This is a genomic window from Ruegeria sp. AF8 (assembly GCF_056541825.1).
In genome coordinates, this window is record NZ_JBQFYW010000001.1 from 446,552 (window position 1) to 463,044 (window position 16,493).

At 59.9% G+C, this 16,493-nt stretch carries 15 protein-coding genes; 9 read left to right on the plus strand and 6 right to left on the minus strand.

All coding sequences use genetic code 11. The features are described 5' to 3' along the window. The first annotated feature begins 24 nt into the window (after positions 1-24). Positions 25-771, plus strand: coding sequence for a YbaY family lipoprotein (locus tag ACR0AO_RS02225; RefSeq protein WP_480599383.1), 747 nt, complete (start codon positions 25-27; stop codon positions 769-771). An 83-nt stretch (positions 772-854) separates the two neighbouring features. Here the strand turns inward: ACR0AO_RS02225 and ACR0AO_RS02230 are convergent, their stop codons facing one another. From ACR0AO_RS02230 to ACR0AO_RS02240, 3 genes are all read right to left on the minus strand, one after another. Further along, on the minus strand, positions 855-2,516 hold the full coding sequence (locus ACR0AO_RS02230) for an FAD-binding dehydrogenase (RefSeq protein ID WP_480599386.1): 1,662 nt from the start codon (positions 2,514-2,516) through the stop codon (positions 855-857). Positions 2,517-2,587: 71 nt separating this feature from the next. Next, positions 2,588-3,322 (minus strand): glutamine amidotransferase, encoded by a 735-nt coding sequence (locus ACR0AO_RS02235; protein WP_480599389.1) that lies wholly within the window; start codon positions 3,320-3,322, stop codon positions 2,588-2,590. Between the two features lie 48 nt (positions 3,323-3,370). Beyond that, complete coding sequence (locus ACR0AO_RS02240) at positions 3,371-5,143, minus strand: SLC13 family permease (RefSeq protein WP_480599392.1); 1,773 nt, start codon at positions 5,141-5,143, stop codon at positions 3,371-3,373. Between the two features lie 107 nt (positions 5,144-5,250). On the opposite strand from ACR0AO_RS02240, the gene ACR0AO_RS02245 reads away from it, so the two are divergent. Further along, positions 5,251-5,991, plus strand: a complete 741-nt coding sequence (locus ACR0AO_RS02245; protein ID WP_480599395.1) for a YebC/PmpR family DNA-binding transcriptional regulator — start codon at positions 5,251-5,253, stop codon at positions 5,989-5,991. 163 nt (positions 5,992-6,154) lie between these two features. Further along, positions 6,155-7,432 carry an MFS transporter gene (locus ACR0AO_RS02250; protein ID WP_480599398.1) on the plus strand — a complete coding sequence of 426 codons (1,278 nt, stop codon included), beginning with the start codon at positions 6,155-6,157 and terminating at the stop codon, positions 7,430-7,432. A 57-nt stretch (positions 7,433-7,489) separates the two neighbouring features. Here the strand turns inward: ACR0AO_RS02250 and ACR0AO_RS02255 are convergent, their stop codons facing one another. Further along, on the minus strand, positions 7,490-8,179 hold the full coding sequence (locus tag ACR0AO_RS02255) for a nitroreductase family protein (RefSeq protein ID WP_480599401.1): 690 nt from the start codon (positions 8,177-8,179) through the stop codon (positions 7,490-7,492). 40 nt (positions 8,180-8,219) lie between these two features. Further along, complete coding sequence (locus ACR0AO_RS02260) at positions 8,220-9,104, minus strand: LysR family transcriptional regulator ArgP (RefSeq protein WP_480599404.1); 885 nt, start codon at positions 9,102-9,104, stop codon at positions 8,220-8,222. 87 nt (positions 9,105-9,191) lie between these two features. On the opposite strand from ACR0AO_RS02260, the gene ACR0AO_RS02265 reads away from it, so the two are divergent. The 6 genes from ACR0AO_RS02265 to ACR0AO_RS02290 all read left to right on the plus strand — a co-directional run bounded on the left by ACR0AO_RS02265 (position 9,192) and on the right by ACR0AO_RS02290 (position 15,008). Then, a complete protein-coding gene (locus ACR0AO_RS02265) occupies positions 9,192-9,791 on the plus strand; it encodes a LysE/ArgO family amino acid transporter (protein ID WP_480599407.1) in 600 nt (199 codons plus the stop codon). Positions 9,792-9,831: 40 nt separating this feature from the next. Further along, entirely contained in the window at positions 9,832-10,740 is a 909-nt protein-coding gene (locus ACR0AO_RS02270) for a DMT family transporter (RefSeq protein WP_480599410.1), read from the plus strand. 104 nt (positions 10,741-10,844) lie between these two features. Continuing rightward, complete coding sequence (gene betI / locus ACR0AO_RS02275; protein WP_480599413.1) at positions 10,845-11,417, plus strand: choline-binding transcriptional repressor BetI; 573 nt, start codon at positions 10,845-10,847, stop codon at positions 11,415-11,417. Further along, entirely contained in the window at positions 11,414-12,922 is a 1,509-nt protein-coding gene (gene betC / locus ACR0AO_RS02280; protein ID WP_480599416.1) for a choline-sulfatase, read from the plus strand. The genes betI and betC overlap by 4 nt, the downstream gene beginning before the upstream one ends. 87 nt (positions 12,923-13,009) lie before the next feature. Next, a complete protein-coding gene (betA, locus tag ACR0AO_RS02285; RefSeq protein WP_480599423.1) occupies positions 13,010-14,668 on the plus strand; it encodes a choline dehydrogenase in 1,659 nt (552 codons plus the stop codon). A gap of 100 nt (positions 14,669-14,768) precedes the next feature. Further along, positions 14,769-15,008 (plus strand): HP1242/YdcH family protein, encoded by a 240-nt coding sequence (locus tag ACR0AO_RS02290; protein ID WP_480599426.1) that lies wholly within the window; start codon positions 14,769-14,771, stop codon positions 15,006-15,008. Between the two features lie 68 nt (positions 15,009-15,076). On the opposite strand, the gene ACR0AO_RS02295 is transcribed toward ACR0AO_RS02290, so the two are convergent. Beyond that, complete coding sequence (locus ACR0AO_RS02295; protein WP_480599430.1) at positions 15,077-16,474, minus strand: helix-turn-helix domain-containing protein; 1,398 nt, start codon at positions 16,472-16,474, stop codon at positions 15,077-15,079. Positions 16,475-16,493: the final 19 nt, after the last annotated feature.

Genomic DNA, 16,493 nt, shown 5'->3' on the forward strand with positions numbered 1-16,493 from the left:
ATTTGATCGAAGGGATTGAAGACCATGCACAGTCGGACCGTTTTCTTTGCCGGGCTTTCGGGAATTGCCCTGGCATTTGCCTTGAATACCGCCGCCCAGGCCGGGACGGTAACGGGCACGGCAACCTACAGGGAACGTATCGCGGTTCCGGACGACGCTGTTCTGGACGTCGTTTTGCTGGATGTTTCTCTGGCCGATATTCCTGCCGAGGTTCTTTCTGCGCAGCGCTATGCGTTGAATGCCGTGCCAGCGTCGTTTCAACTGACCTATGACGATACCCTGATCACCGAGGCAAGGCGCTATGTAGTGCGCGCTTCGGTGTATCAGGGAAGAACGCTGTTGTTCACCACCGATACGGCCAACCCGGTTTTGACCCAAGGGTCTGGAGACAATATCGATCTGGTCATGACAAAGGTCGAGGGCCGGAGCGGTTCGACGCTGGAAAACACCAACTGGCGTGTGATTGAAATGAACGGGGAGGAGATCGACGGCGACAAACGGCCCGAGATCGCTTTCGGCGAGGATGGACAATTCGGTGGCAGCGGCGGGTGCAACAGGTTTTCGGGACGGGCCGATGTGACAGCGGACGCTCTGAACTTTCCCGATAACATGGCGGCCACGCTGATGGCTTGCCCGCCGCCCCTCGATGCGATGGAAAGGGAATTCTTCACCACCCTGCCGCAGGTGCACGGATATACCGTGGGTGGCGACAAGCTTGTGCTGACAGACGGGCAAGGCGTGCCGGTCTTGCGGCTTGAGCGCGATCAATAGCAGGGACCCGTTCGAACGCATTGTGCAAATGACAAATGCCGCTTACCGGTTTTCGCCTGCCGCCGACAGCTGCTTGTCGAGGTTCAGGCGATCGCCGTTGAGCGTCCCGCGTTTCGGCCTGAAAAGATGCAACCGCCCAGAAATGTACCTTCCAAAGCGTTGTAGCCGTGATATCCGCCGCCTCCGAATCCGGCGACCTCTCCTGCAGCGAAAAGGCCGGGAACCGGGTTTCCATCCGCTCCAAGCATCCGGCTGTCGAGATCGGTTTGCAGCCCGCCCAGTGTCTTGCGCGTAAGGACATGCAGCTTTACCGCGATCAATGGGCCGTTGGCAGGGTCCAGGAACTTGTGCGGCTTGGCCGTTCGGATCAGGCGGTCGCCGCGATAGTTGCGGGCCGCATGGATAGCCATGATTTGCGCGTCCTTGGAAAAGGGGTTGTCTATCTGACTGTCACGCGCCTCGATCTGGGTTCGCAGATGCGCCTCGTCAATCGGCACATTCCCCAGCGTGTTCATGCCCGCGACAAGTTCAGAAAGCGTTTCGGCAACGACGAAATCCTCGCCTTTTTCCTTGAATGCCTCGACCGGGCCGGTTGCCCTGGACCCGGACAGGACGCGCTGGCGGATCACCTCTTTCCAGCTGCCTGAGGTGAAATCCGGGTTCTGCTCGGACCCGGATAAAGCGAACTCTTTCTTGATGACCTTCTGGGTCAGAACGAACCAACTGTATTCGTAGCCCGTTTTGAGAATTTCGCGCAGGGTGGTCAGCGTATCGAAACCGGGCATGCAGGGCGGTTTCAGGCGATTGCCACGCGCATCGAACCACATGGAACTGGGGCCGGGCAGAATTCGGATGCCATGGGCGGGCCAGATCGGGTCCCAGTTGCGGACGCCTTCGGTGTAGTGCCACATCCGGTCGCCGTTGATCACATGCCCGCCTGCCTGTTCGCTGATTGCGATCATGCGGCCATCCACATGAAAGGGTACTCCGGCAACCATGTCCGTGGGGGGATCGCCCAGACGGTGGCGCGGCCAGGCTTTGCGGACCATTTCGAGATTGCCGCCGATACCGCCAGAAGTTACGACGACCGACGGTGCGTAGACCTCGAATTCGCCGGTCTCGTCGCGGTTGGTCTTCTTGCCGCGCGCGGCAGTGTCATCTGCCAGAACCGCGCCCGCGACACCCCTGGCAACACCGTTTTCCACGATGATCCGGTTGACCTGATGTCGGAACCGGAACTCGATCAGCCCGGCGGCGGCATGCGTGCGCACCCGCCGGATGAAGGGTGCCAGAATGCCGGGGCCGGTGCCCCACGTGATGTGAAAGCGCGGCACCGAGTTGCCATGTCCGTCGGCATATGATCCGCCCCGTTCGGCCCAGCCGACAACCGGAAACCAGCGCGCGCCCATTTCGTACAGCCATGATCGCATCTCACCTGCCGCGAAATCGACATAGGCTTCGGCCCATTTCCGGGGCCAGTCATCTTCGGGCCGGTCGAACTGCGCACTGCCCAACCAGTCGCGCAGCGCCAAGTCACGACTGTCGCGGATGCCCATGCGGCGTTGTTCGGGCGTATCGATCAAGAAAAGGCCGCCAAGGCTCCAGAACGCCTGACCGCCCAGGAATTGCTCGGGTTCCTGATCCAGCAGGATCACCCGTTTGCCCCGGTCACCCAGTTCCGCGGCGGCGGCAAGCCCGGCCAGCCCCGCTCCGACAATGATGGCATCGCCCGTGTCTGTGGCCATGCTGTTTCCTCCCTCTCGGAAAACAGCCTAGCTTTGCTCTGCTTTGTCAGGCAATGGGGATTGCCGCAAGGTCAGCTGTAGCGGTCGGCGAACCGACGCAGGATCACGCCGGGCTGAGTCACTTCCGCGGCGTGGCAGATCCCGATCAGGCGTTCCGCGTCCTCTGGCGGGAAATACCCGTGATCCTTGTAGATATTGATCCGCTGTTCAAAGTCCTTCGCGTCCGCTTCGGGGTGAAACTGGGTGGCATAGACGTTCCGCCCCCAACGGATCATCTGGAAGGGACAGGGTTCCGAGGCAACCAGATGCACACAGCCGGGAGGCAGGGACTGCACCGCCTCCTTGTGACCGACGAACGCCTCGAAAACGGGGGAGAGGCCGGAGGTCAGTGGGTCGGCAGCGGCGTCTTCGGTCAGGGTGCAGGTTGATGGGCCGACCGGCTCGCTATAGCGGGCCTTGCTGACCTCACCGCCCAGATGCGCGGCAAGGATGCCCAACCCGTAGCAGCATCCCATGAACGGGTGATCCGCCGCCAGAATCTGTGGCATCAGGCCCATGACGGTCGCTTCGATCCGGGCATCCATCGGAGATTTTTTGGCAGGGTCGTCGCTGACGCAGCCGGGGCCGCCCCCGACGATCACACCGGCATAGTCGCTTATATCCAGCCCGTCCGGCAAATCTTCGCAATCGAGCCGGACGCGGTGTGTGCGCGCTGGCGGCAGGCCGCATTTGTTCAGGATCGATGCAAACTCGGCATCGGCGGCATCCGTTTCAGGACGGAGTTGCAGGATCAGAAAGCGTTTCATGCCCAGCCCTTAGCCGGGTCCGACGCCGATTGGCAAGATGCCGCCCGGTCACAATGGCCAAAAGAGAAGGATCGCGGGCACGGAAACGGCGACAATCAACAATTCCAGCGGCAGGCCCATGCGCCAGTAGTCGCCAAAGTGATATCCGCCGGGGCCGAGGATCAGTGTGTTGTTCTTGTGCCCGATCGGGGTCAGGAATGCGGCCGAGGCGGCGACCGCTACGGTCATCAGGAACGGGTCGGCGGACACGCCAAGCGTTTGCGCCATCTGAATACCCACGGGCGCGGCAACGATGGTCGTTGCCGTGTTGTTGAGCACATCCGACAGCGTCATCGTCACCACCATCAGAATCGTGAGGATGGCCCACGCGGGCATACCGCTGGTCATCGACAGCAGGGCGTTCGCTATCAGTTCGGTTCCGCCGGATGTCTCCAAAGCGGCCCCCAACGGAATCATCGACCCCAGCAGGACAACGACGGGCCATTCGATGTGATCATAAATCTGGTCGATCGGCAGGATTTTGGTCAGAACATAGGCGATGACGACAAGCCCCAGGGCGATGGGCAGATAGATCAGTCCGACGCTTGCGGCCAGAACAGCAGCGGCGAACAAACCGATGGCAAGCCCCGCCTTTTCATTCGCCGTCACGTTCAGCCCGCGTTCCGCCAGGGGCAAACAGCCCAGCCATTCGGTCACATCCGCGCCATGGTCGCGGGGGCAGAGCAGCAGCAGGATATCGCCGGGCTCGATCTCGGTCTTGCGTACCTGTTTCGTGATCCTCCGGCCCTGTCGCGAAATACCCATCAGCACCGTGCTTTGACGCCATGTCAGGCCAAGCCCCTGCGCCGTCCGTCCGGTGGCGCGGGCGGTTTCGGGAACCACCACTTCCAGCACTTCCAACCCTTCGCCGGCGGCGCTCAGCGCCTGTTGCCGATGGATGTCCGAGAAATCGAGGCTGACCGCGGCACGAAACTCGTCCAGTGCTTCGGGCGTGGCTTCCAGCACCAGCGTATCGCCGGGTTCGAGTACGGCATTCGCCGCCCGGCCATAGCGCCGTTTTTCGTTTCGGATCAGGCCAAGGATGGCAACATCGGTTTTCTCGGCGGTCTCGTCCAGTTCAGCAAGGCGTTTGCCGATATGTGGCGAGCCTTCGGGAACGGTGAGCTCGGCGATGTACTCTGCCAGCGCATCCGACGTGTCGGCTTGCACACCGCGGTCCGGGATCAGCCGCCAGCCGATCAGCGCAACGAAAATCAGCCCGGCAATGGCGGCCAGCCCGCCGACCGGCGCGAAATCGAACATGTGGTATGGCTCGCCCAGAGCCTCGCTCCTGAACGAGGCGATGATGATGTTGGGCGGCGTCCCGATCAATGTGGCCATACCGCCAAGGATGGTGGCAAAGCTGAGTGGCATCAGCGACAATGCCGCCGAGCGTCCGGTCTTGCGCGAGGTCTGGATATCAACCGGCATCAGCAGGGCCAGGGCCGCCACATTGTTCATGAAGGCCGACAAGACCGCTCCCAGCCCTCCCATCAGGGCAATATGCGCACCAAGGCCGCGTGAGGCGTCCACCAGCGTCCGCGTGATCAGGAACACGGCCCCTGAACGGACCAGCCCGGCCGAGACCACGAGAACCAGCGCCACCACGATGGTGGCGGGGTGGCCGAACCCGGCAAATGCGTTGTCGACGGGAACCACCCCCAGTACCACGCCAACCATCAGCGCGGCAAAGGCAACCAGGTCGTATCGGAACCGGCCCCACAACAGCAGGCCGAAGACGGAAATGAAAAGGGCGAAAAGAATGATCTGATCCGTTGTCATTCGCTCACCATAGCCCGAGAGCGTGTACCGGCAAGCCGCTCTCTTGATCCTGCCCCCTGCAAACGTCTATATGAGCGCCGAACACGCAATCATGACGAGGACGCAACATGGCAGGCCATTCCAAATGGGCCAATATCCAGCACCGCAAGGGGCGTCAGGACGCCGCGCGGTCCAAGCTGTTTTCCAAACTGTCGAAAGAGATTACCGTCGCCGCCAAGATGGGCGACCCCGATCCCGACAAGAACCCTCGCCTGCGTCTGGCGGTGAAAGAAGCCAAGTCGAACTCGGTTCCCAAGGACGTGATCGACCGTGCGATCAAGAAGTCGGTTGCAGGCGAAGGCGACGATTACGAAGAAATCCGGTACGAAGGCTATGGCCCCAACGGCGTGGCGGTGATCGTCGAGGCGATGACAGACAACCGCAACCGTACCGCGTCGGTTGTCCGTTCGACCTTTTCCAAGAATGGCGGCAACCTGGGTGAAACAGGCTCGGTCGGGTTCATGTTCGAGCGCAAGGGCGAGGTTGTCTATCCTGCGACGGCAGGCGATGCCGACGCCATTTTCGAAGCCGCGATCGAAGCGGGGGCCGAGGATGTCGAAAGCTCGGAAGACGGCCACATCATCTGGTGCGCCGACACTGAACTGAACGAGGTTTCGAACGTGCTTGAATCCGCTTTGGGCGAGTCGGAATCGACCAAGCTGGTCTGGAAACCCACCACCACCACCGAGCTGGGGCTGGAGGATATGCAGCGTCTGATGAAGCTGGTGGATGCGCTGGAAGATGACGATGACGTACAGCGCGTGACCACCAATTTCGAGGCTTCCGACGAGGTCATGGCACAGCTTTGATCCGAGTTTAGATCGAAGACGCAAAGAAGCCCGGCCATGGCCGGGCTTTCTTTTTTCGTTCCTTGGTTGAATCTCGGGAACCGTGTACTTTGAGGCGGAGGCGTCGAAAACGTCGGAGGTTACCATCAATGAGAGAGGGTCGGCACATCCGAAAGGTTACTTCATGAGTTCGGTTCGCCGGGATTTTCGCCGCCGCAACATGTCTGCACTGACCGGCCAAAGCGTCCTTTCTCAAGTTGCGTGGACCATGGGTAGCCCTGCTGTCGTCATGCCTTTTTTGGCGGTGTCCCTGGAACTGCCAATGCTACTTGCCGGTGCGCTGGTTTCCATCCGAAAGCTGGGCGGCATGATCGGAGATGTCTTCCTGTCCGACGTGATCGCGGCAAAGTCGGAAAAGAAACGCGCCTTGGCGTTTTGCGAAATTGCCATTGGTTCCTGCCTTCTGCTTGCAGTTCTCGTCGCGGCCACCGGCAATGTGCTTATGGCGGCCGTCGCATTTGTCGCGGCGTTTTTTGTAATCGGGTTGGTCGAAGAATTGCAGGGTCTGATGCTCGTGGACTTTCTGAGCAATCACCTGGATTCCAAAGCGCGCATCTGGCAACACTACCTGCAACTCGGGCTTGGCGGCGTCGGTGCAATCGCCCTGACCCTGACAATCCATGAATTCACCAAGGATCAGCCGCCTTTCCAACGCCATTCAGCCGTGGTTGTCATTGCCACTGTTTGTTTCCTGTTTTCCGCAATCATCGTGATGTCGGTGCGAGAATTGACTGGCGAACCTTTGTCGTCTTCGGGAACCCGAAGATCGCCCAAGGAGACGTTCGTTTCCTTTCTGGCGGATGCAAGGGCTTTGTTTGGCGAAAGCTGGTTTCGAAACTACATGGCTCTGCGCCTGCCGCTGGTGGTGATTGCCCTTGCCGTTCCCTTCTTTGCTTTGATCGCTGCGGAATCTCACCACACCTCGGCCAAGGGTTTGACGGCGCTGATTATTTCTTCGGCCGCCGGTTACCTTGTGGCGGCACCGTTATGGCATGTTGTAAACATGAAGTCGCATCGGGTGGTCATGATCGCCGGGTCGCTGTTGGTGGCGGCAACCGGTCTGTCATTGATCGCAATGCATTTTGGCGGGCTTGATCACAACGTGCGCGCGCATTCGATAGCCCTGTTCGTAGCTACTATCGCCGTGACCGGTGCAGGTGGGGCACGCAGGCTGTATTTCATGGACATCGCCCCGGAAAACCAGCGCATCAAGGCCTCGGCAGTTATCAAAAGCGCATCCAGATTGGTCGCCGTGATCGTGGGGGCTGCGCTGGCCGCGGTCGCTCACATTCACGAAGTCGTGTGGGCGATAGTTTTTATCGTGGCGGCCAGTATTTTCGCGGCCGTCGCGTGTATGCGTTTTGTCGAAGCTGATCCAAAGCGCGACGAGGTCGTGCGTTGATACGTTGCGAGCGATCCCTACGGCGCCTCCGGGGCCGGCTGGCCGCAAAGTGCCCAGTCAAAAGAACGACGATATTTCTTTCAGCGGTTTCTTCAGTTTGGCCACCGAAGGGACCGTGGCATCTTTGGCCGGATGCCCCACCGCAATGATCATCGTGGGCTTTTCCGAAGCTGGACGATCCAGCGCGTCGTTTAGAAATCGCATGGGGTTCGGCGTATGGGTCAACGTGCTGAGGCCCGCATGGTGCAGCGCCGCCAGCAGGAAACCCGTGGCGATATTGACGCTTTCGGGCACGTAATAATTCTTGAAACGGGTTCCGTCCGCGAATTGACCCCACCGCTGGGCGAAGACCACAATCAGCCAGGGGGCCACGGTCAGATGTTCCTTGACCGCATTGGTGCCGATCGGCTCAAGCGCCTTGATCCATTCATCACCGGCGCCACCTGCATAAAAACGGCACTCTTCCTCTTCTGCCTCTTCACGGATGCGCTGTTTCAGGGCGGGATCGGATACAGCAGCGAAATGCCAAGGCTGATGATTGGCGCCCGACGGAGCGGTGCCCGCTGTGCGGAGACAGGTTTCTATCACCTCGCGCGGGACCGGGCGGTCGGAATAGTCGCGAACGGTGTGGCGCCTGCGCATGACCTCGTGAAACGCCTGCGCCGCCGTGACCATTTCGGCATCGGACAGGTCGTTCCGGTCGGGCAGGGGGATTGGATCATAGCTCAGCGCGTCGCGCGAAAACATGGCATGTTCTCCAGTTGGTTCGGTCGTTTATCCGGCGAGATCAGTCTGGTTGCAACCCATGCGCCGCAGCGGTTTTGACCGCCCGGGTCAGTCTTTTGATCGCCGGAGCCATGACGCGGCTGACCTGCCAGGTCAAAGGCACATCCAGAGGACTGCCGGGCACAAGCGCGCGCAGGCGGCCTGTCCGGAGATGGTCCTGTATCAGAGGTTCGGGATTCATGCCCCAGCCGATCCCGGCACATGCAGCGTCGACAAAGGCATGTGTGGATGGGAGATAGTGGGATGGCGGGTTGACACGCGCCCCTGCATTGGCGGCCAGCCAGGCCTTTTGCAACCCATCCTTGCGATTGAACGTCAAGCAGGGGGCCTTTGCCAATGATGCGGGTGTGACACCGTCGGCAAACCAGCGCCGCATGAAATCCGGGCTGGCCGTTGCGATATAGCGCAGGGTTCCCAGCGGATGTCCGTCGCATCCGGTGACCGGTATTCCCCCCACGGTGATCGCGGCGCTGACCTCTCCCCGACGCAGCCATTCCGCGGAATGATCCTGATCGTCGACAATCAGGTCGAACAGCATGTCATCGACGCTGGCCATGGCCTCGATGAACCAGGTCGCGAGGCTGTCGGCGGGAACCGCGATTTTCAGCAGGGTCGGGCCCGGACCTTGGTCCAGAGACAAATCCCGGCTCAGATTCGCTTCCAGCAACCGGACGTCCTCGGCGTGTTTGGCAAGCCTCAGTCCCGCCGCCGTTCCGGTACACGGCGGGCCACGATGGACCAGCGATGTCCCGACTCTTTCTTCCAGCGCCTTGATGCGCTGGGAAACCGCCGAAGGTGTCACGGTCAGCGCGTCGGCCGCGGCATCAAAACTCCCCAACCGAAGTATCGCCGACAGAGCATCCAACTGATTGGGATCAAGCTTCATTAGTGGTTCTTAATTTGAATGATCATCTTTAATTTGATACGCGGGCCGAGCATGGCTAGTCAATTCCTGCAACCTTCAGGAGCGCCCATGCTTGTTTCCTTCCTTCCCGGCTTTACCCTCGGGTTCAGCCTCATCCTCGCGATCGGAGCGCAGAATGCATTTGTCCTGCGTCAGGGCCTCAGGCGCGAACATGTCTTCGCCCTCTGCCTGACCTGCGCCCTTTCCGATGCAATACTCATAACAGCCGGGGTTGCTGGGTTCGGGGCGCTGGCGGAACTCGCGCCGAGTTTCGAGGCGGTCATGCGGTACGGCGGGGCGGCGTTTCTGATCTGTTACGGCGTGCGTAGTTTGTGGCTGGCCTGGAAGGGAGGTGGGGTACTGCGGACCGACACCCATCAGCGAATCAGCTTACGAGCCGCAATGCTGACGGTTCTTGCATTCACATGGCTCAATCCGCATGTATATCTGGACACGGTGATCTTGCTGGGCTCGATCTCTGCGCAATATGACGACCGGATTGGATTTGCCCTGGGGGCGGTTGCATCCAGCTTCGTTTTCTTTTTCTCGCTTGGATATGGCGCCCGGCTGGTCGCCCCGTTCTTTGCCCGCCCGCGGGCATGGCAATTCCTCGATACGGTGATCGGGCTGGTCATGCTTGGCATCGCGTGGAAGCTGATCGCGATGTGAAGTCTTGCTCCGGCGTTCAATTGCGTGTTGAACCATTCACATGACAACGATCGCCGCCCAATCCCGACCCCTTGCCGGCATTTTCTGGATGCTGGCAGCAGGCATTTCGTTTGTAATGATGACGGCCATGGTCAAGTCCATGGGAACGTCATTGCATCCAATTCAGGCGGCGTTCCTGCGATATCTGCTCGGCCTTGTGTTTCTGATCCCGGTGATGCCCGCAATCCTGTCGGCGCGATTGACCCGTAAACACTGGACACTGGTCGGGGTTCGGGGCGTTATCCATGCGATTGCGGTCATGTTGTGGTTCTTCGCAATGACGCAGATCCCGTTGGCGGAAGTGACCGCGATGAACTATCTGACACCGATTTACGTCACATTGGGGGCCGTTCTGTTCCTGGGCGAACGCCTTGCCCTGCGTCGGCTGGCCGCGATCTCAGTCGCTCTGATTGGTGTCCTGATCATCCTGCGCCCCGGATTTCGCGAGGTGTCGCCGGGGCACCTGGCCATGCTGGGAACGGCGTTGATGTTGGGCGGATCGTATTTGATTGCGAAAATGCTGGTTCAGGATCTTCGCCCCTCTGTGGTTGTGGCGCATCTGTCGATCTGGGTCACTGTCGCATTGATTCCGTTTGCGGTTTCGGTCTGGACAACGCCTAGCTGGCAGGATCTGGGTGGCCTGTTTCTGGTTGCCTGCTTTGCAACCGGCGGGCACTATTTCATGACCCTCGCTATGCAGGCGGCCCCCATCACCGTGACACAACCCGTGACCTTCGTGCAGCTTATCTGGGCAACGCTGCTGGGTGCGCTGGTATTCAGCGAAAAGGTGGATTTTTGGGTGATCGCAGGCGGAACGCTTATTTTGAGCGCCATCAGTTTCATGACCTGGCGCGAGGCCGTCTTGTACCGCCGCGCTGTCACGCCTGCCAATCTTGAAACCAAATTCTGAGCGGATTGATGGCGGAATGTGAACGCTCGGGCGGTTATTGATTGACGAGTCAATAAAATCCTTTTAGCGTTTCTACCACTACCGTAGCTCAAAAAGGGGCAGGCATGCCGAAACTCGGAATGGAACCGATCCGGCGCGATGCGATCGTGAAGGCGACCATCGCCGAGCTTGGCGTGAAAAAATCGCTTGATGTCACCGTCAGCCAGATTGCCAAACGTGCGGGTATGTCCAGCGCGCTGGCGCATCACTATTTTGGCGGCAAAGAGCAGATTTTTCTGGCCGCCATGCGGCGCATCCTGTCGGATTTCGGAGAAGAGGCCCGATCGGAACTCAAGGCCGCGCCGAAAGAAGCGCGCGCGCAGGCGATCATTCGGGCCTGTTTCGCCCCTTCCTGTTTCACTCCGGACGTGATTGCCGCCTGGATGACCTTCTATGTTCTGGCCCAAACCAATGATGACGCCCTGCGTCTGTGGCAAATCTATCAGTCGCGTATCAGGTCAAATCTTGTCGACGCATTGCGGCCCTTGCTGGACGATCCGGTTGAAGCCGCCGAAAACATGATCGCCCTGATTGACGGTCTCTATATCCGGGCGGCGCTGAGCGCCCCGGAAAAGCCTGAGCTTGCGGTCAATCACGCGCTGCGCGTTCTCAACACCCTTATCGAGGCTGAAAAATGACAAGGCCCAATATTCTGATCCTGATGGTGGATCAGTTGAACGGAACCCTCTTTCCCGACGGTCCCGCCGACTGGCTTCATGCGCCGAACCTGAAGAAGCTGGCGGAACGTTCGACGCGGTTTGCCAATGCCTATACCGCATCGCCTCTTTGCGCGCCGGGGCGTGCCAGCTTCATGTCCGGGCAACTGCCCTCGCGCACCGGGGTCTATGACAACGCTGCCGAGTTTCGCAGCGACATCCCCACCTATGCCCACCACCTGCGCCGGGCGGGCTATTACACCGCTCTATCTGGCAAGATGCATTTCGTCGGGCCCGATCAGCTGCACGGGTTCGAGGATCGTCTGACCACCGATATCTATCCCGCCGATTTCGGCTGGACGCCCGACTATCGAAAACCGGGGGAGCGTATCGACTGGTGGTATCACAACATGGGTTCGGTGACGGGCGCGGGGGTGGCCGAAATTTCGAACCAAATGGAATATGACGACGAGGTCGCCTACAATGCCAAGGCCAAGCTCTATGATCTGGCCCGCGGCAAGGATGACCGCCCGTGGTGCATGACCGTCAGCTTTACACATCCGCACGACCCCTATGTGGCGCGCCGCAAGTATTGGGACCTTTACGAGGAGTGCGAGCATCTGCTGCCGCAGGTGGCGGATCTGGGATACGACAATCAGGACCCGCACGCGCAGCGCATCTTCGATGCCAATGACTGGCGAAGCTTCGACATTACCGAGGAGGACATCCGGAAATCCCGCCGCGCCTATTTTGCCAATATCTCGTATCTTGACGACAAAATCGGCGAGATTATCGAGGTGCTGGAAACCACCCGGCAGAAGGCTATTATCCTGTTCGTTTCCGACCATGGTGACATGCTGGGCGAGCGCGGCTTGTGGTTCAAGATGAACTTCTACGAAGGCTCGGCGCGGGTGCCGCTGATGATTTCTGCACCTGACATGCCCGCAGGCCGTATCGACACGTCGGTTTCGACCATCGACGTGACGCCCACTTTGGGCGCGCTGGCCGGCGTCGACATGAAAGAGCTTGAACCCTGGACGGACGGGCACAGCCTTGTGCCGCTGGCCAATGGTGAAGAGCGGACTGAACCGGTTCTGATGGAGTACGCGGCCGAGGCATCCTATGCGCCTCTGGTGTCGATTCGCTACGGAAGGTGGAAATACAATCGATGTGCGCTGGACCCCGATCAGCTTTTCGATCTGCACTCCGACCCGCATGAACTGACAAATCTGGCGGATAATCCTGCTCATGCGGGCACGGTGCAAACGCTCAGGGCCAAGTCCGAAGCACGCTGGGATCTCGATCGCTTCGATGCCGAGGTCCGTGCCAGTCAGGCCCGCCGCTGGGTGATTTATGAGGCGCTCAGGCAGGGAGGGTATTTCCCGTGGGATTACCAGCCGCTTCAGAAGGCTTCGGAACGCTATATGCGCAACCACATGAATCTGGACAACCTAGAGGAAAGCCAGCGCTTCCCGCGTGGCGAGTGACCTCTGCACATTTTGGAAAATCACGGTTGCGGAGGATGAGATTTTTTGACGAAAAATCTTGGCCCCCGAAGCCAGGGAGAACTGAATATGGAAGCTGATTTTGTCATAATTGGCGCAGGGTCTGCCGGTTGTGCGATGGCTTATCGACTGAGCGAAGCCGGGTCCTCGGTGCTGGTGATCGAGTATGGCGGCACCGATGCCGGTCCGTTCATACAGATGCCGGCTGCGCTCAGTTATCCGATGAACATGTCGCGTTATGACTGGGGATATCAGTCCGAGCCCGAGCCGTATCTGAACAACCGGCGTCTGGCCTGTCCGCGGGGCAAGGTGATCGGCGGGTCGTCTTCGATCAATGGCATGGTCTATGTGCGCGGTCACGCAATGGATTTTGATACCTGGTCCGAGATGGGCGCCAGCGGGTGGGCCTATTCGGACGTGCTGCCCTATTTCAAGCGGATGGAGACGTGGCACGATGGCGGACACGGCGGCGATCCCACGTGGCGCGGCACGGACGGCCCCTTGCACGTAACGCGCGGACCGCGGTCGAACCCGCTTTTCAAAGCCTTTGTCGAGGCCGGTCAACAGGCGGGTTATGAGGTCACCGGCGATTATAACGGCGAAAAGCAGGAAGGGTTCGGCCCGATGGAGCAGACCGTCTGGAAAGGACGGCGCTGGTCGGCGGCCAATGCCTATCTCAAGCCGGCCCTGAAACGGCCGAACTGCGACGTCATTCGCGGGCTGGCGGCCCGGATCGTCATTGAAGGCGGCAAAGCGAGGGGCGTCGAAATTCTGCGTGGCGGAAAAAAAGAAGTGATCCGTGCGCGGCGCGAGGTCGTTGTGGCGGCCTCGTCCATCAACTCGCCCAAACTTCTGATGCTGTCGGGTATCGGCGCCGGTGCGCATCTTGCCGAGCACGGGATCGATGTGGTTGCCGACCGTCCGGGAGTAGGAGCCAATCTGCAGGATCATCTGGAGCTCTACATCCAGCAGAAGGCGATCCAGCCGGTGACCCTGTACAAGTATTGGAACCTTATCGGCAAAGGCGCGATCGGGGCACAGTGGCTGTTCACCAAAACGGGTCTTGGCGCCTCGAACCAGTTCGAAAGCGCGGCCTTTATCCGATCAAGGCCGGGGGTGAAGTACCCCGACATCCAGTACCATTTTCTGCCGATTGCCGTGCGCTATGACGGACAGGCCGCCGCCGAGGGGCACGGATTTCAGGCTCATGTCGGCCCGATGCGTTCGCCATCGCGCGGCAACGTCACTCTGCGTTCTGCGCGGGTCGAAGATGCGCCGATTATCCGTTTTAATTACATGAGCCAAGACGAGGATTGGGAAGACTTCCGCACCTGCATCCGCCTGACGCGCGAGATATTCTTGCAGGATGCGTTCAAGCCGTTCGCCGGAAAGGAAATTCAACCGGGCGCGGCAGTTCAGTCGGATGAAGAACTCGACGGCTTCATAGCTAAACACGCCGAAAGCGCCTATCACCCCTGCGGTACGTGCCGGATGGGCAGCGCGGACGATCCCGGTGCCGTTGTCGATCCCGAAGGTCGTGTGATCGGCGTCGACGGCCTCAGGGTGGCGGACAGCTCGATCTTTCCGCAGATTACCAACGGCAACCTCAACGCCCCGTCCATCATGGTGGGCGAGAAAGTGTCCGATCACCTTCTGGGCCGCAACCCGCTGCCGCGCGCCAATGACGAGCCTTGGTTGCATCCGCAGTGGAAAGTGACACAGCGCTGAGAAAAGAGGTGTTTTCCCTTTCGATTTGATCCGGGTCAAAGAGCGCGCGTTCGGGACTGACTAGCTGTTGTTGGTAACATCAAGACAAGGAGCGAACAGGATGTCTCACACGCCTCACGAACTGGCCGAAGAGTTTCCCGACAAGGTTGATCTGATGAGCCAGCTCAAGCAGTCGGACGCGCATTTCGCGAAGCTGGCAGAGGAGTATCACGAGATCAACCGGGCGGTTCACCGGGCCGAAACCAATATCGAGCCGATGGTAGAAATGGCCGAGGTGGAACTGCGCAAGAAACGCGCGGTGCTGAAGGATCAGATCTGGGGAATCCTGTCCAAGGCCTAGTTCCCAAGCCCGCCTGAAGGGTGGCATTGGCCCCGGTTGCCACAGGCCGCTCTTTAGGCACAACACCGTCAGTTGACCTCATAAGGCAATGTACCCCGGGTGTCGGCGTTGATGGTCAGGCGGCGTTCCAACGGCGGAACCGAGCGCTGGTGACAGGATTTTCGTTCGCAGATTCGGCAGGATATGCCGATCGGCTCATAGGCGCTTGCGTTGTTGATGTCGAGATTGTCGGCGTAGACCAGCGCGTCGGCATGCCGGATTTCGCACCCCAGGGCGATGGCATAGCGGCGCACGGGCGCGCCAAAAGAGCCGCCGGGTTTTGAGACGTCTCGAGCCAGTGAGATATAGCGGACCCCGTCCGGTGTCTCGGCCAACTGACGCAGGAAATGACCCGGTGTTTCAAAGGCGCGGTGCACGTTCCACAGCGGGCAGGCCCCGCCGAACCGAGCAAATTGAAGGCGAGTGGCCGAATGCCGCTTGGTGATGGTCCCGGCCTGATCCACGCGTACAAAGAAGAACGGGATTCCTTTCGCCCCGGGTCGTTGCAGCGTTGAAAGGCGGTGCGCCACCTGCTCGATAGAGGCACCGAAACGGTTGCCGAGCAGTTCCAGATCGTGGCGGTCCTCCTGCGCTGCAGTCAGAAAGGCCCCATAAGGCATCAATGCGGCGCCAGCGAAATAATTGGCCAGGCCGATCTTGGCGATGGATCGCGCTTCTTCGCTTTGAAACCGGGCAAAATCCAGCGTCGCTTCCAGCAATTTGTCCTGGCTCAGCAAAGCAACCTGAAGCACGAGTTGAAAAACCTGGGTTTGCGGGGTCGCGCGCGAGGACAGGCGCAGGGTTTTCGATGGAGCGTCATAGCTGCGCAAAGCTTCGATATCGGAAAGCTCCACATGAATGCCGCGATCACTGAGGTTTTCCATTGCGACGGTGCGAATATCGCCGGGGGCACCGCGTTCGGCAAAGCGTTCGGCCGCGTGATCGACAGCGTCGATATAGTTGTCGCAATAGTGGAAAAAGTCGCGCACCTCTTCCCATGGGCTGGCTTGGACGCGGGAATCCTCGCGCCCCAGTGCCTCGTCCAGCGAGGCCAGCCGCTCATGGGTTTGGCGGTAGTTGCGGTGCAACTCGATGAAAGCGCGCGCCAGTGCGGGCGCGTTCGAGGCGGTCAGGCGCAGATCGGCCAGCGGTGGCATTGCGTCGGCAAAGATCGGATCGGCCAGGGCCTCGCGCATGTCAGACACCAACCGCTCGCTGTCACCGGTGCTGAGTTCGGTCACGTCCAGCCCGAATTCCTGCGCCAGCGCCAGAACAACGGTCGTCGAGATCGGACGGTTGTTGTTCTCCATCTGGTTCAGATAGGGCAGCGAGACGCCAAGCTTCGAGGCAAAGTCCTTTTGCGTCAGGGACAATCGCGTGCGAACTTCACGCAGCTTTGCGCCGGCATAGAGTTTCTGAGTGGCCATCAATGCGCCTTTGCGGATT

Bases quoted from the DNA above. Each gene is read 5' to 3' on its own strand.
- ACR0AO_RS02245 (WP_480599395.1), top strand. From the start codon at position 5,251: ATGGCAGGCCATTCCAAATGGGCCAATATCCAGCACCGCAAGGGGCGT.
- betC (WP_480599416.1), top strand. From the start codon at position 11,414: ATGACAAGGCCCAATATTCTGATCCTGATGGTGGATCAGTTGAACGGA.
- betI (WP_480599413.1), top strand. From the start codon at position 10,845: ATGCCGAAACTCGGAATGGAACCGATCCGGCGCGATGCGATCGTGAAG.
- ACR0AO_RS02270 (WP_480599410.1), top strand. From the start codon at position 9,832: ATGACAACGATCGCCGCCCAATCCCGACCCCTTGCCGGCATTTTCTGG.
- ACR0AO_RS02250 (WP_480599398.1), top strand. From the start codon at position 6,155: ATGAGTTCGGTTCGCCGGGATTTTCGCCGCCGCAACATGTCTGCACTG.
- ACR0AO_RS02240 (WP_480599392.1), bottom strand. From the start codon at position 5,143: ATGACAACGGATCAGATCATTCTTTTCGCCCTTTTCATTTCCGTCTTC.
- ACR0AO_RS02225 (WP_480599383.1), top strand. From the start codon at position 25: ATGCACAGTCGGACCGTTTTCTTTGCCGGGCTTTCGGGAATTGCCCTG.
- ACR0AO_RS02290 (WP_480599426.1), top strand. From the start codon at position 14,769: ATGTCTCACACGCCTCACGAACTGGCCGAAGAGTTTCCCGACAAGGTT.
- ACR0AO_RS02295 (WP_480599430.1), bottom strand. From the start codon at position 16,474: ATGGCCACTCAGAAACTCTATGCCGGCGCAAAGCTGCGTGAAGTTCGC.
- ACR0AO_RS02230 (WP_480599386.1), bottom strand. From the start codon at position 2,516: ATGGCCACAGACACGGGCGATGCCATCATTGTCGGAGCGGGGCTGGCC.
- ACR0AO_RS02235 (WP_480599389.1), bottom strand. From the start codon at position 3,322: ATGAAACGCTTTCTGATCCTGCAACTCCGTCCTGAAACGGATGCCGCC.
- ACR0AO_RS02255 (WP_480599401.1), bottom strand. From the start codon at position 8,179: ATGTTTTCGCGCGACGCGCTGAGCTATGATCCAATCCCCCTGCCCGAC.
- ACR0AO_RS02260 (WP_480599404.1), bottom strand. From the start codon at position 9,104: ATGAAGCTTGATCCCAATCAGTTGGATGCTCTGTCGGCGATACTTCGG.
- ACR0AO_RS02265 (WP_480599407.1), top strand. From the start codon at position 9,192: ATGCTTGTTTCCTTCCTTCCCGGCTTTACCCTCGGGTTCAGCCTCATC.
- betA (WP_480599423.1), top strand. From the start codon at position 13,010: ATGGAAGCTGATTTTGTCATAATTGGCGCAGGGTCTGCCGGTTGTGCG.